Origin of the sequence: Streptomyces sp. NPDC002467 (assembly GCF_042889825.1) — a bacterium.
Classification (GTDB): Bacteria; Actinomycetota; Actinomycetes; order Streptomycetales; family Streptomycetaceae; genus Streptomyces.
In genome coordinates, this window is the sequence record NZ_JBIARJ010000007.1 from 346,506 (window position 1) to 359,508 (window position 13,003).

Annotated in this window: 17 protein-coding genes and 2 pseudogenes; 8 read left to right on the forward strand and 11 right to left on the reverse strand. The window is 70.4% G+C overall.

Going from position 1 to position 13,003, the window contains the following annotated elements; genetic code table 11:
• Positions 1–88: 88 nt before the first annotated feature.
• Entirely contained in the window at positions 89–223 is a 135-nt protein-coding gene (locus tag ACFYYJ_RS17790; RefSeq protein ID WP_389133426.1) for a hypothetical protein, read from the forward strand.
• Between the two features lie 129 nt (positions 224–352).
• Positions 353–718, forward strand: coding sequence for a hypothetical protein (locus tag ACFYYJ_RS17795; protein ID WP_389133429.1), 366 nt, complete (start codon positions 353–355; stop codon positions 716–718).
• 205 nt (positions 719–923) lie between these two features.
• On the opposite strand, the gene ACFYYJ_RS17800 is transcribed toward ACFYYJ_RS17795, so the two are convergent.
• Together ACFYYJ_RS17800 and ACFYYJ_RS17805 are read right to left on the reverse strand one after the other, a co-directional pair.
• Entirely contained in the window at positions 924–1,349 is a 426-nt protein-coding gene (locus ACFYYJ_RS17800; protein WP_389133433.1) for an HIT family protein, read from the reverse strand.
• Between the two features lie 751 nt (positions 1,350–2,100).
• On the reverse strand, positions 2,101–2,547 hold the full coding sequence (locus tag ACFYYJ_RS17805) for a TIGR03618 family F420-dependent PPOX class oxidoreductase (protein WP_385366115.1): 447 nt from the start codon (positions 2,545–2,547) through the stop codon (positions 2,101–2,103).
• An 89-nt stretch (positions 2,548–2,636) separates the two neighbouring features.
• Between ACFYYJ_RS17805 and ACFYYJ_RS17810 the strand changes: the two genes are divergently transcribed.
• Both ACFYYJ_RS17810 and ACFYYJ_RS17815 read left to right on the forward strand, forming a co-directional pair.
• Positions 2,637–3,020 carry a cyclic-phosphate processing receiver domain-containing protein gene (locus ACFYYJ_RS17810; protein WP_389133435.1) on the forward strand — a complete coding sequence of 128 codons (384 nt, stop codon included), beginning with the start codon at positions 2,637–2,639 and terminating at the stop codon, positions 3,018–3,020.
• 45 nt (positions 3,021–3,065) lie between these two features.
• A pseudogene (locus ACFYYJ_RS17815) lies at positions 3,066–3,806 on the forward strand (NAD(P)H-dependent glycerol-3-phosphate dehydrogenase); the annotation flags it as partial.
• A gap of 161 nt (positions 3,807–3,967) precedes the next feature.
• Here ACFYYJ_RS17815 and ACFYYJ_RS17820 read toward each other — a convergent pair.
• A complete protein-coding gene (locus tag ACFYYJ_RS17820) occupies positions 3,968–4,534 on the reverse strand; it encodes a dihydrofolate reductase family protein (RefSeq protein ID WP_385130096.1) in 567 nt (188 codons plus the stop codon).
• Between the two features lie 364 nt (positions 4,535–4,898).
• Between ACFYYJ_RS17820 and ACFYYJ_RS17825 the strand changes: the two genes are divergently transcribed.
• Positions 4,899–5,138, forward strand: a complete 240-nt coding sequence (locus ACFYYJ_RS17825) for a hypothetical protein (protein WP_389133437.1) — start codon at positions 4,899–4,901, stop codon at positions 5,136–5,138.
• A gap of 194 nt (positions 5,139–5,332) precedes the next feature.
• Here ACFYYJ_RS17825 and ACFYYJ_RS17830 read toward each other — a convergent pair whose 3' ends face one another.
• The gene (locus ACFYYJ_RS17830) at positions 5,333–5,518 is read right to left on the reverse strand and encodes a carboxylesterase family protein (protein WP_389133528.1); all 186 of its coding nucleotides are present in this window, start codon (positions 5,516–5,518) and stop codon (positions 5,333–5,335) included.
• 275 nt (positions 5,519–5,793) lie between these two features.
• Here ACFYYJ_RS17830 and ACFYYJ_RS17835 point away from each other — a divergent pair, with 275 nt between their 5' ends.
• Positions 5,794–6,759: a hypothetical protein gene (locus tag ACFYYJ_RS17835; RefSeq protein ID WP_389133439.1), complete on the forward strand. Its 966-nt coding sequence runs from the start codon at positions 5,794–5,796 to the stop codon at positions 6,757–6,759.
• A 111-nt stretch (positions 6,760–6,870) separates the two neighbouring features.
• Here ACFYYJ_RS17835 and ACFYYJ_RS17840 read toward each other — a convergent pair whose 3' ends face one another.
• The gene (locus ACFYYJ_RS17840; protein ID WP_389133443.1) at positions 6,871–7,824 is read right to left on the reverse strand and encodes a LysR family transcriptional regulator; all 954 of its coding nucleotides are present in this window, start codon (positions 7,822–7,824) and stop codon (positions 6,871–6,873) included.
• 71 nt (positions 7,825–7,895) lie between these two features.
• Here ACFYYJ_RS17840 and ACFYYJ_RS17845 point away from each other — a divergent pair, with 71 nt between their 5' ends.
• Entirely contained in the window at positions 7,896–8,630 is a 735-nt protein-coding gene (locus tag ACFYYJ_RS17845; RefSeq protein WP_385130091.1) for an SDR family oxidoreductase, read from the forward strand.
• A 113-nt stretch (positions 8,631–8,743) separates the two neighbouring features.
• On the opposite strand, the gene ACFYYJ_RS17850 is transcribed toward ACFYYJ_RS17845, so the two are convergent.
• The gene (locus tag ACFYYJ_RS17850) at positions 8,744–9,142 is read right to left on the reverse strand and encodes a hypothetical protein (RefSeq protein ID WP_389133446.1); all 399 of its coding nucleotides are present in this window, start codon (positions 9,140–9,142) and stop codon (positions 8,744–8,746) included.
• Positions 9,143–9,358: 216 nt separating this feature from the next.
• Positions 9,359–9,826: a DUF2809 domain-containing protein gene (locus ACFYYJ_RS17855; RefSeq protein WP_389133449.1), complete on the reverse strand. Its 468-nt coding sequence runs from the start codon at positions 9,824–9,826 to the stop codon at positions 9,359–9,361.
• 229 nt (positions 9,827–10,055) lie between these two features.
• Here ACFYYJ_RS17855 and ACFYYJ_RS17860 point away from each other — a divergent pair, with 229 nt between their 5' ends.
• Positions 10,056–10,595, forward strand: a complete 540-nt coding sequence (locus tag ACFYYJ_RS17860; RefSeq protein WP_389133452.1) for an NUDIX domain-containing protein — start codon at positions 10,056–10,058, stop codon at positions 10,593–10,595.
• 121 nt (positions 10,596–10,716) lie between these two features.
• Here ACFYYJ_RS17860 and ACFYYJ_RS17865 read toward each other — a convergent pair whose 3' ends face one another.
• The 4 genes and pseudogenes from ACFYYJ_RS17865 to ACFYYJ_RS17880 form a co-directional block, all read right to left on the reverse strand.
• Positions 10,717–11,385: a lysophospholipid acyltransferase family protein gene (locus tag ACFYYJ_RS17865; RefSeq protein WP_389133455.1), complete on the reverse strand. Its 669-nt coding sequence runs from the start codon at positions 11,383–11,385 to the stop codon at positions 10,717–10,719.
• Positions 11,386–11,532: 147 nt separating this feature from the next.
• Positions 11,533–11,907 (reverse strand): SMI1/KNR4 family protein, encoded by a 375-nt coding sequence (locus ACFYYJ_RS17870; RefSeq protein ID WP_389133458.1) that lies wholly within the window; start codon positions 11,905–11,907, stop codon positions 11,533–11,535.
• A 286-nt stretch (positions 11,908–12,193) separates the two neighbouring features.
• Positions 12,194–12,283: pseudogene (locus ACFYYJ_RS17875) on the reverse strand (IS5/IS1182 family transposase); the annotation flags it as partial.
• Positions 12,284–12,409: 126 nt separating this feature from the next.
• Positions 12,410–12,898: a carboxymuconolactone decarboxylase family protein gene (locus ACFYYJ_RS17880; RefSeq protein ID WP_385130079.1), complete on the reverse strand. Its 489-nt coding sequence runs from the start codon at positions 12,896–12,898 to the stop codon at positions 12,410–12,412.
• Positions 12,899–13,003: the final 105 nt, after the last annotated feature.

Sequence of the window (13,003 nt, forward strand, 5' to 3'; positions counted from 1 at the left end):
GCCGTCGAAGGCCACGCCCCACAACCCCCGAAAGACCATCCGTCCCCGGTGTCGTTCGAGCACCTGGGGCTGCCCAGCCCCGAACACCGTGCCGAACGCCCGCACGGGCAGCGTCTGCCCTCCGCGCTTCGGGGACAAGCGCCGGTCCAAGCTCCAGAGCATCGGCATCACCCTCCAGGACCTGGGAGGCGGGATCAGCCGGGTCTACCTCGGGGGGCGGTGAGCGCGAACGACCGTGGTACCGCCGCCAATTCCTGGGGCTCCTGATCTCGCCGGGCACCAACTCTTTCCATGGTGTCCCGACTACGCTTGCCATGATCATGGCCAAGATCGAACGAGGGGGGGCACACCCATGCCGTACGAGACCGGCGCGAAGGTGAAGCTGACCAGGGATGTCCAGGTCACCGCGAACGACACGCCGGGCAGGGTCGGCTTCGCCGGCCCGCTGTGGCTGGCCGAGGGCCTGCAGGGCGTCGTCACGGGCTCGGCAACGGAAGCCGGCAGCATGACCCAGCAAGCGCTGGCGGAATTCGAACAGCAAGTACGCGGCGTCCGGTTCGACGGCTTCACGGCCGGCGTGATCGACAACCTCCGTCAGCAGATCATTCAGCACGGAGGGCTCGGCGCCGGAGTCGGCGCTCAGATCAGGTACAAGGTGCGCTTCGAGAACGGGTTCGTTCTGGGCGGTCTTGAAGAAGGCTGGCTGACCCAAGCCTGAGTACCTGCCACCGCGCCCCCGCCGGCCGGCGGGGGCGTCGTGGTCTCTGTAGCCGGCTACGCGGGAATCGGTCTGGCTGGTGCTGGTCGTACGCAGACCGACTCTGGTCCGGCGATGCCACGTAGACGGATTGCCAGGCTTCTTCGTGAGGAGGGGAGCGTTCCTGCCACCGGGCGAAAGACGTTCTCGAACGCCAGTCCCTGACTCAACTCGCCGGGTGCCGGCCCGAAGCCAAAGCCGTGGCAAGCCGTGCGACGGGATCGCCCGCGAAGTGGTGGACGGAGCCACCGGTCGGCCAGGTCGAGATTCCGTCGTTCATCCACCGCGGCACCACATGGAAGTGCAGGTGGGGCACCGACTGCTCCGACCCCGGACCGCTGGCGCTGAGTATGTTCACGCCTGAAGCGTTCAAGACGGTACGAGAAGACTCGGCCACGCGCTGGACAAGTGCCATGACCTCGGCGAGGACGGCGGCCGGGGTATCGAAGACGCCGGCGTAATGGAGCGTCGGAACGACCAGAGTATGACCCGGCGCCAGCGGGTCCAGCGGCGCAAAGGCACAGGCCACCTGGTCACGCGCCACCCACCTCGCGGTGTCTTCGCGGATGAGCTCGCAGAAGATGCAGTTCATACGACGAACCCTGTCAGAAGCGGGACGCTGCTCGCCTACCGGTTCAGGGCGGGGTCGGTGGCGAGGACGACCCGCAACTTCGCAGAGGCGGAAGTCGTGCCGGAGCGGAAGCCGACCTGCACAGCCACAACGGTTTTCTGATGGTTCGTCGGTGCCTGGTGAGTCGTGGCCGCGTCGAGGCGATGTCGACGGTTGGCCTCGGACGGCGGTCGTCGCTCGTGCGGAGTGGGTGGGGACGGGCACCCCGGGGCGGTTCACTCCTGGGCCGGTGACAGCGCCCCAGGCCGGCACGGACGGCGAGGGCACCGCGGTGGAGAGGTGGAGCCGGTGAGGTGGAGCCGGTGAGGTGGAGCCGGTGAGGTGGAGGCGGGCGACGGCGTCGGACGTGCACGGGTGTACGGCGTCCTCGGCGGCGGCGCGGGCCTGGGAGGTTTCGCTGCCGGATACGAGGCGAAGCCGGGCCGGACGTGCGGGACATAGGACCGTGCGTTGCGCGGACGGCACCGCCGTCGCGCACGCGGAGGGGAAGCCGACCCCACCTTGCCCTCGTGGTTCGGGCGGGCAGATCATCATGGCGACATCTCAGGGAGGTCGTCTGTCCTGAGTGTCGGTCTTCCAGCCACGCGGGTGCTCTTCGACTTCGCGGTCGAGTTGTGGGTGGGCCCGGTGCATGACGGTGCCACCGTCATCGGCCCCCGCCCGGACTGAGGCCGACGGCCGGACCCGTCCGTCTGCGGGTGCGGCCGGCGGGTCAGGGAGCGGGGACGGGCCCGCCGGGGCGGAAGCGTTCCACGCCGACGACGTGTCGCACCTTGACGGGGTTCACGATCACGGCGACCCGCCGTTCCCCGGGCATCATCCACTCGTAGCGTTCGGAGCCCAGGTACTTGCGGGCCAGTCGGTCCATCCGCTCGCGCGCCTCGTCGCCCTCGACGAAGCGGGCCACGACACCGCTGATCTGTACCCGGTCGTACGGATCGGCGGCGTCCGCGTGCGAGAGGTAGACCCGCGGATCGTTGCGGAGGTTCTCCTCCTTCACCCGGCCCACCGACGTGTTGAAGGTCAGCTGCGCCTCGCCCTCCATATCCACCCACATGGGGCTGACCTGGGGTGCGCCGTCGGCGAACACCGTTCCGACGTACCAGATGTTGGGGGCGAGGAGGCGGGCGCGGACTGCTGCGTCGAAGGTCGCGGTCATGCCGCGAGACTACCCACCGCGATGCGAGGACGGGCCTGCCGGATCCGTACCCGACAGGGTCTCAGTACCCGGCAGGGCCTCGATTCTCCGTGGGCATCTCGCCCACCTCCTGGGACAATCACCCGGTGAAACCGGTGAAAGAAGCCCCCGCCTCGCCCGTGCCCGTCGTCCTCGGCATAGATGACCTCCGCCCCCTGCCCCGGGCCACGCGGATCGCCCGCACCAGCCGCGAAGGGGTCAGGCTTCTGGAGGAGCACCGTGACGGCTTCATCGACGAACTGTGGCTCGACCACGACCTCGGCGGCGACGACACCATCATGCCGGTGGTGACCCTGATGGAAGAAGCCGCCTTCGACGGACGGCCCTTTCGGATCGGGGCGGTCTTCGTCCATAGCGCCAACCCCATCGGTGCCGAAACCGTCGTCAGGTCACTCGCCCGCTGGAACTATCCGGTCCGGCGGGCGACGGCTTGAGAGGTTCGCCTATGTCGGTTCACGAGATGAGGCTCGAAGTCACTTGCCGCGGGAGCCGTTCGCGGTGCCGACATCGTCATCGTCTCCATCCCGGCGCGGACCCTGCTCGAGAACCTGACCCGCTGGGCCCCGCTGTTCGCGGAGGACACCGTGGTCGTGAGCCTGATGAAGGGGATCGAGACCGGTACGGGGATGCGGATGAGCCAGGTGATCACGGAGGTGACGGGGATTGCCTCCGACCGCGTGGCCGTCCTGTCGGGTCCGAACCGGGCCCGGGAGGTGGCCGAGCGACAGCCTGCGGCTTGCGCGATCGCCTGCGCCGGCGAAACCGTGGCAGCCCGGCTCCAGGCCCTCACCCGCACGCCGTACTTCCGGTCCCACACCACCACCGACGTCATCGGATGCGAGCTCGGCGGCGCCCTCAAGAACGCGATCGCGCCGGCCGTCGGCCTGGCCACCGGCATGCGCCTGGGCGACAACTCCCGAGCCGTCCTCATCACCCGGGACCTCGCCGAAACCGCTCGCCTGGGCCTCGCCCTCGGGGCCGACCCCCTCACCTTCTCCGGCCTCGCGGGAGTCGGCGACCTCATGGCCACCCGCACTCCGCCCCTCTCCCGGAAACGCACCTTCGGCGAACATCTCGGCCGCGGCCTCACCCTCGCCCAAGCCACAGCCGCCACCCGCCAGACGGCCGAAGGCGTCAAGTCCGCGGAATCAGTGCTCCGACTCGCCCGCCGACATGGCGTCGAGATGCCGATCACCGAGGTGGTCGTCAGCGTCCTGCACGGCCGGATCACCACCATCCAGGCCGCGGGCCCGGCTCATGGAGCGGGGCCCCCGGAGCCGAGCGGTACACCGCGCACCCGGGCGGCGCGGATCCCGGCTGAGGAATTGCCACGACTGCGAGAGGGGACACCCGTCCGAGCCGTGAGCCGGCGGGAGGCTGCTCAGCGCCTCGTCTCGTACCTGGTCAGGACCACGCCGCCGGGAAGCGTCCGCGTCTCCAGCAGGTTCAGGTCCACCCAGCCGTCCAGCGCGCTGAAGTACGGCGTACCGCCGCCCACCAGCACGGGATGGGTGGCGATCACGTACTCGTCGATCAGCCCGGCGCGCATGGCGGCTCCGGCGAGCGTCGCACCACCGATGTTCATCGGGCCGCCGTCTTCGGCCTTGAGTCGGGTGATCTCGGCGATCGCGTCGCCCGTGACCAGGCGGGTGTTCCAGTCGACCTTGTCGATCGTCGACGAGAACACGACCTTCGGCGTGTCCCGCCAGTTCCGCGCGAACTCGACCTGCGCCGGAGTGGCGTTGGGCTGCTGGTCGCCGGTCGGCCAGTAAGAGCTCATCGCCTCCCACAACTTGCGCCCGTACAGCGACAGGCCACTCTCCCGCTCGTGGTCGAGCCACCACTGGAACAGTTCGTCGCTCGGCGATCCGCCCCAGCCGATGTCGCCGCCGGGCGCGGCGATGTAGCCGTCCAGGGTCAGGTTCATGCCGTAGATCAGTTTCCGCACGGGCCGGCCTTTCGTCCGTGGATGTCTTGCACGTCTTGGACGTCTTGGATGTCTCGGATCTCCGGAGTATGGACCAGCGCGGCGCTGGAGACTCGACGGTGCACGATGCGGGCTCGCCGGCACTCCTTGTTCTCGGGGCTCAGCGTGGCGCACTCGGCCGACACGGGCAGGCTGCATGATCTCGACCTCGGCCGCGTGAGGCCGTGGGACTGCGAAGAGCACCCAGGCCGCGCGAGACCGACACGCCACGAGCGGGGAGACCTCACACCGCGCACTCGGCGGACCTGCCCGATACCGAGGTACACCCGGATGGAGGACGGGCTGCCGCTGGCCAATAAATTCGAACAGCTGCTCTAATTAGTGGATGACGTCCATCCGCTTCCCCGACGACCTGCTCGACCTCCAGGCCGCATGGCTGCGCACCTACGCCGACCTGGCCCGTCAGCCCGCACACACCGGTACCACCACACTCCGCCGCCGGCTCATCACCCTCTCCTGCACCATCGCCGCCCACCCCTTCTGGACCGTCCCGGGCCGCTCCACGGCCGCCCGCGTCGAGCTCCGGCGCCGCGCCCGAAGCCGTATCTGGGCGACGGCGGCGTGAGCGCCGACCCGGGCGACCCGCCACCGGCCGCCGGGTTCCCGGACGACCTGGTAGCCCTCCAGTAGCAATGGACGAGGATCTTCAACCGGCTGGCGAGCAGCCCCCGGCGGACGGCCATGCCATGCGCATGGAGCTGCTCCGCCTCAGCCTCCGCCTGGACTCCCACCCGCACTGGGCGACCACCGAGTTGACCGTCACGACGACGACATCGCCCTCGCCGGCGAGTCGCCGGGCGCCGCCATCACCGGCCGCGGCTCGGCGGCGGCGCGTGGGGCGGTGACATTCACGAAGAGGCAGTCCTCGTCGTCGGACCGGCTGCCGACCGGTGGGATCGAGCCGGTCTGGGGGCAGGCGGCTCCCGGCTCGGTGGCATTGCGGATGCCGTGTCACCGTTCGGCGGGCGCCGGGGGCGCCCAGGGCGAGACCGCCGGCGACGGTGGCGTGTGCTGTCCGCCCCAACATGTAGACAACCGTATGAACCCGGTGATCCTTCGAGCATCCGGTCAGCCACCGACCGGGGGGCTACCCCCATCCCTGGCCTCCGTCCGCGCCCGCCGCCTCCCCCGTGTGGGGGAGGCGGATGCCTCCTGTGGGGGACGTATCCGGGCCGCTGAGGCCGGATGCTGGAATTCCTGCTGATGGAGGGGGAGTTCGGGTGGATCGCTGGGATCAGGTCGGGCGGAACGCGGCGTATGGGGCTGCTCTGGCGCTGTCGCCGTACTTGCTGATCAAAGTCTCGTGGGTGGTCGGCTCTCTCGTGGGGGTGCTGCCGATCGGCAATGGGTTCGGACTGACGGAGTGGGTGGTGCTCAACACGGTCACGGTCGGCATGGCGGTGATCGGGATTGCTCTGGCGCTCGCGCTGGTGCGGCCGTGGGGGATGCGGATACCGGGGGTTCTGGTCGCCTTTTGTTCCTGGGTGGGGTCGGGGTTCCTCGTTTCGGTGCTGCCTTTCGGTCTGTTCAGTGCGCTCCTGAACGTGGGCGGTGACGCGCGGGGCGGCGCCGGTGACGACCCGGCCATGCCTGTCTGGGAGGGCGTGCTGGTCGAGTTCGCCTTCGTGGGGATGGGGCTGGGGCTGGCCCTCGCCGTCCCGGCGTATCTGCGGCGCCGCTGGCCGGATGCGTTCATCGGGCGCGTCGGTGACGGGCCGCGCACGGTGCCGCCGTGGGCGGCTGCCGTCGGTGCCGTAGTCGGCCTGGTCTGGCTCTACTGGGCGGCCGGAGGCACTCTGGGAATCGCCCACCCGGCCCAGCGGAACACCGACTGGTACGTGCTGGCCGCTGTCTGGGGATTCTGGGCACTCGCAGGATCAGCCGGCATCTGGACGGTCACCCGGGCGCGTCCCGCCGGGTTGCCGCGCTGGCTCCCGCTGACACTGGGGTGGGTCGGATCAGGCTCACTGTTCGCATGGAGCGCCTGGAAGCTGCCCCTCATGCTCTATGTGGCGATGGCGGATCCGGCCGATGTCACGCCGCCGGAGAACATCACCGTCGCGGTGGTGCTGCATCTCTGCGCCGTGGTGGCAGGCGCGGCGATGATGCGAATACTCGTCCGCACGCGGATGGGCGTCGCCGAGTCCCACGCCCTGAGCGGGATTGCCACTCGATTGAAGGACTGACTGCCTCGAACAGGCCAAGGCTGCTTCCCCGAAGGCCGGCCGTTCTTCGTGCTGGTGGTCGTCTGAAATTGGTCCTGCGGTGATCGTCATGGCGAGGGGTGAGTGCCCCGGTCAGTAGGCGGCCAGTCCCGTCATGTGGTCGGGGTGGTGGGCGGCGACGTCGTGTGCGGCTTGGACGAAGGCGGCGACGGCCGCGGATCGCGAGGTCTCCGGCCAGGCGACCATGACCTCACTGGGACTGAGACCGATCACCGGCCGGTAGACGATGTCCGGACGCTGGTGTCGCTCGGTGGTGGAGCGTGCCAGGAACGCCACTGCCTGCCCCAGCGCGACCACTTCCAGGAGTTGCTCGACGCCGGCCACGATCGGCCCCTCGTGAGTGTTGTCGGCGGACGCCGAGCCCGCGTGGCCATCGCCTGCTTCCGCTCCGTCGTATCCGGTGTAGTAGGCGGTGTCGCGGGGGGCGGCCCCCTGCCAACGCGGGATCGGTTCACCCTTGAGGTCGCTCAGCCGCAGTCGCCGGCGTCCCGCCAGGCGGTGCCCGGCGGGGAGGACGGCCAGTCTCGGCTCGACCACGAGGGTCTGGCAATCCAGCCCTTGACCGTCGAACGGGCTGCGCAGCAGCGCTACGTCGGCACGACCGTCCCGCAGCATGGCGATCGGCTCCCCACTGCCGCCGACGACGACTTCGGGCGGCGGCAGATGCGAACCCGTTCCCCGGTAGGCGGCGAGGATCTCCCGCAGCAGCCCGGCATCGCCTGCCGGCTTGACCGCCACGACGAGCCGGGGTGTCGGCTGACCGGCCCGGCGTGCTCGCCGGGCCGCCGCGTGCACCGCGTCGACCGCGATCCGGGCCTGGTCGAGCAGCACCTGACCGGCGTTGGTCAACCTCACCTGCCGGGTGGTGCGCTCCAACAGGCGTACCCCGAGCCGGGACTCCATCTGCGCGATCGCCTTCGACAGCGGGGGCTGAGCCATACCCAGGCGCCCAGCGGCCCGGCTGAAGTTCAGTTCCTCGGCGACCGCGATGAAGTACCTCAGCTCCCGCACTTCCAGCTCATTCATATCCGTGGACTATAGATCCAGAGCCATCCGGTCTTTCCCTGACGCCCATGGGCGAGGGGAGGGTGGGTGCCATGACGACTTCACAGAAGACCGCTCTGATCACCGGCGCGAACAAGGGCATCGGCAAGGAAACGGCACGCAGGCTCGCGGCCCTCGGCATCACCGTGCTGATCGGTGCACGCAACGCCGAGCGTGGCGAGGCGGCAGCCGAGGAACTCCGCGCGGGCGGCGCCGACGTACGGTTCGTACCGCTGGACGTCACCGACGAGACCTCGGTCCAGGCCGCCGCCCGGCACATCGACGCCACGTTCGGCCGCCTCGACATCCTCGTCAACAACGCCGCGATCGCCCCCGGACCACAAAAGCCGAGCGAAACCGTCGCCACCACGGTCCGGCAGGTCTACGAGACCAACGTGTTCGGCGTCATCGCGGTGACCCACGCGATGCTCCCCCTGCTCCGCCGCTCCACCGCCGGACGCATCGTCAACATGTCCAGCGAACTCGGCTCCCTCACCCACCAGGCCGACCCGGGCAGCCCATGGGCCGACTACACCTCGATCCTCCTCCCCTACTGCACCTCCAAGAGCGCGCTGAATGCCATCACCGTGCTCTACGCCAATGAACTGCGCGCCGAAGGGATCCTCGTCAACGCGGTGAGTCCCGGTTACTGCGCCACCGACCTCAACCGCCACAGCGGGATACGCACGCCGGAAGAGGGCGCGTCCATCGCCGTTGACCTGGCGACGGCGGGCGAGGACGGCCCGACGGGCGCCCTTCTGGCCGAGGACGGGCCGATTCCCTGGTGAGACCACGCCGCTCCGTCTCCGCCCGCAGCCTGACGGGGTGTTCCCCATCCCCCGCCGTTCGGAATCAGAAGCGAGAAACGGCGGGATGCCGTCCACAAGCCTGACACAGGGGTTCAGCAGTCGTAGCGATGGGTGTACGGGGTATCCGGGCAGGTGCGGCAGACGAAGAAGTACATGCCGCCGCCGCCCAGGTACATGTGGTGTCCGAACGTGTCGAGGGCGGCGGGGTCCGCCTCGGCACGCCAGCACGGGGTCGCGGCGTGGTCCTGGCCAGGGTCCCGCTCGTCCAGGGGAAGCCAACGACCCATGCCCACCTCGGTCGCGGTGACGCTGAGCAGGTGCTCCATGCGTGTGCCGCAGCCCGTGCACTCAGGCCAGTTCGGCGGCTGGGTCCAGCTTGGATAGCCGCCGATCTTGCTCTGTTGGGTGGTGGCCACCTCGAAGTAGTCGAATCCGCGTTCCGCCCGCAGGCCTCGAAGCGACCTGAACCCGCTCGGCCGCCACAGCTTCACTGCCGGCGTCCCGGGACCGCCGGCGCCCGGCGCCCGCTGCGCGACCCGGAAGCGCGGGCGGCACGACCCTTCGCTGTCGGCAGCAGCGAAAACGGACGACCGCCCGAGAAGTGATGACCCCCGGGTCCCCAGACAGGGTCCAATCCGCGCGCTCCTCGGCTACGTACGGCCCGGCGACACCGTGCGCATCTCCGACGAGCTCGGCTGCGGGTACGCCTAGCGCGCCCCGGTATCGGTGCCGCGCCGGGCGCGCCGCAGCGCGGAGTGGACCAGCCGGCCCGCGGCGGCGCCGACCGCGTACCAGGCCAGGTCGGGCGCGTTGAAGGTGGAGCCGAGTACGAGCCGGGCGAGGGTGCTGCGCCGCGAGAGCTCTGCGGGCACCGGACTGAGCTGGAGGAACTCGACCGCCCAACTGGCGGCGAGCGCGATCGCGGCGGCCCGCGCGGGCGACAGCCGCGGGGCGGCCGCGACGACGAGCGTCAGGAGCAGGACGGTGTACAGCGCGTCGCCGCCGTACTTGGCCACGTCTCCGGCCGCCACCGCCCTGAGCCCCAGCCCCGCACCGACGGTCAGCGCGGCGGCCGCCACCGCCGCCGCGCGGGTGCTGGCCGGCCGGGCGGTGGCGCGGTCCGGTGTGGCGGGGTCCAGGGTTTCGCGGTCGGGGTTCGTGGGTGTGTAGGCCATCGGGTCATGGTGCCGGATGCCGGGCCCCGGCCGGCCGGGGCCCGGCAGGATCCGAAGGGAGACGGACTGGCCGAGGCCGTTCCCCTCAACCACATTCCCAGTGACGCAGGGGTGAGGGCCGCCCTTCGGCAACTCGGCTGATCCTGGTCAGGGGGTCGGGAGGACTGCCCGGAGCGAACGCGGGCCAAAGCCCGCCCGGCGCACGGAACCCGCCGCGATACTGGAGACCATGACGAACACCCCTGCCGCACCCGCCCCGTTCTCCCGGATCAAGATCCGGACCGGGGCGCTGGTGTTCTGCGGCAATGACGTCGCCCTCATCCGCCGCGACCGCGCCGATTCCACCCACTACACCCCGCCCGGCGGCAACGTCGAAGACGGCGAGGACCTCATCGCCGCCCTCGCCCGCGAACTCGACGAAGAACTCGGCCTCGACACGGCGGCGGCCGAGGGCGGGGACCTGATCTGGATGGTCGACCAGCGCGTCACCCGCCCCGGCCCCACGCCGTCCCCGCGCAAGCTCCACCTGATCTACCGCTTCCACATCACCCCCGACATCCGAGCCACCCTCGCCGAGCAGGAGCTGGACGAGCTCCCCGACGGCAGCCACGAGGTCGGCGTGATCGAATGGATCGACTACCGCAAGACCGCCGAACTGCCGATCTTCCCGCCCATCGGCCCCGCCCTCGCAGCTCTGACCGACCCCCGCGCCACCGTCACCGACGCCGCCCTGGACGCCGTCACGGATGCGAACTACACCTGGGTCTGACCCCCCAGGCCTCGTGACACCCCTGCGAGCCGGCGACTGATCCACGCCCGATGAACACCGGCCGGTCTCCCCGCAACCCTGGGGGGCGGGCCGGCGGCGTGGCTGCCCGCCTTGGCAAGTGTCAGCCGGTGAGTGCGGCCGGTTCGTTCAGGTGCGCGGCCGCGGTCCGCCACGCACGGGTCACCTCGGTCCGGGCATGGGCCGTACGTTCCAGGTGGTCACCGATCAGGTGGACCGGTACGCCCACGTGCACGTGCAGGCCGGGGCGTCGCAGTGGTGCGGTGGCCACCCCCGCGAGTTGCTTGGCCACGCTCCCGGACGTGATGCGACGCGCACCGGCCTGGCCCACCGGGACGACCTGCGCACCGGTGCTCTCGGAGAGGCGGGCGAGCCCGCTGCGGAAGGCCTCGGGGGCGGCCTCGGCCGCATCGGCGCGCCGCGGCAGTCCGCCCTCCGCGTAGATGAGCACCAGCCGGCCCCGTCCGAGGGCCTCCGCGGCCGTGTCGAGCGCCGCCGAGGCCCGCCGGTCCCCGCGGAAGACGGGGATGTGCCCGCCGCGCGCGAGAGCCCGCCCCAGTACGGGCACCCGCCACAGACCGGCGGCCGCCATCACGACCGGCTCCACGCCCAGCCTCCGCAGGGCGGCCAGCACGATGGCGGGATCGGCGAGCGACGTGTGGTTCGCGGCGATGATGCTGCCGGGTCGGAATGCGCTCCCGGCATCGATGTCGCTGGTCACCGACAGCCGCCCGAAGGCGGGCAGCAGGGTGTCGGCGATGGTGCTGAGCATGAGACGGGTCCCTCCCGGTCCGACGGTTCGGCTTCCATCGTCTTGGCCGGCCGCCCGGAAGGCGTGAGTCGCCGTACTCGGTGCTGGTACTCATCCCGGGCGCCGCACTGGGGGCGAAATCACCCAGGCCGGCCCACGGCGACTGCCCTACTGGTACCAGTCGTCCCCGCCTTCCGCGAGCGAACGGCCCAGGTAATCCCTCAGGTCCCCCGCCACCCACCGGCGGCTGTCGGTCTCGTGTTCCCAGACGAAGATGTCCGGGCGCCGGGGTGTCTGCACGAAGGCGAACTGGTCCCCGCCCCCGTTGTCGCCGAAGAAGAGGAGAGCGTCGAAGGGCATGTACAGCTGGGCGAAGGAGGCGTCGGAGCGGAAGAGAAGGTTCTGTTCGACGATCTGCTCGACGGGCCACACGGTGTCCACCGCGGTGTGTCCGACGATGCCGTTGCTCTCCAGGAGCAGTTGCCTCAGCTCGGCGGGCAGCCCGCGTCCGAGATGGTGATCGGCGTCATCGAGGGCTGCCACCTGCGCGGGACTCCGGAACTCTGCCTCGGGAAAGGCCTCAAGAGCCGCTTCTCTCCACATGATCCGCAGCCTACCCATGCGAAACCCTCGCCTGACGCGGGCGGGGGTGAGGCTACGGGCCAAGTGACCCCGGGGCGCACTCGACCTGAGGCTTCGCCGTTCGGGCTACTCGGGTTGGTAGGCGGGTGATGGCGGCGGCCTTCGGCTTGCCGAAGGCCATGTCACCGGACGGGATCCGGCCGCCCTCGAGGGAGCTGACCAGCTTGTCCTCGTCGAGGCAGGCGCGAATGGAGGCTGCGGCAATGCCGACGAAGGCGAGGAAGTCTTCGGCCTTGCGCTCATCGCGACGGTGGAGTCGGCGGCAGCCTGTGAGCCACCCGAGTGGCGGTCCCGTCCGCTCTGCAGAGCGGACGGGACCCTCGGTGTTTTCGCCGCCTTCCGCAGGAACCCGCAGGGGCGGCACGCACAGGCGTGCCGCCCCTGCGGTGTCCGGGGCCCGGGCTCAGTCCCACTGCTCGTCGGCCAGCGAGGTGACCGGCTGCGGCTTGCCGATGACCGCGAGCGCGATGAAGAAGCCGATCTGGCCGATCGCGATGGTGAGCGTGGCCAGCGCCTTCTCGTCGTAGTGCTTGGCCACCTCGGCGTACAGCTCGTCCGAGACCCGCTCCCGGCCGTGCGGGGCGGGCTGGAGGGTGGCCTCGACCAGCGCGAGCGCGGCCCGCTCGGCGTCGTTGAAGTAGGGGGCGTCCTGCCAGGAGGAGACAGCGGTGATGCGCTCCTCGGACTCCCCGGCCTTGCGCAGGAAGGCCGTGTTCAGGACGGTCAGGTAGGTGTTCCCGACGATCTGCCCGGCCCGCAGGTGCACGAGGCTCATCGTGGCGCGCGGCACGGACCTGTTGCCCGTGGCCCGGAAGAGGGCGGCGCTGATGTCGGCGAGCTCGGGGACGAATGCGCCGGGGTTGGGCATCCGCGAGATGTGGGTCTTCGTCATGGCTGCTGCTCTCCTTCTGGCCGCCGATCTGGCGTCCGCACAGCACTGACCCCTCGGATCGCGGGAGTGTGACAGGAATCCGGGAGAAGTTTTCCGGCGGCCCTC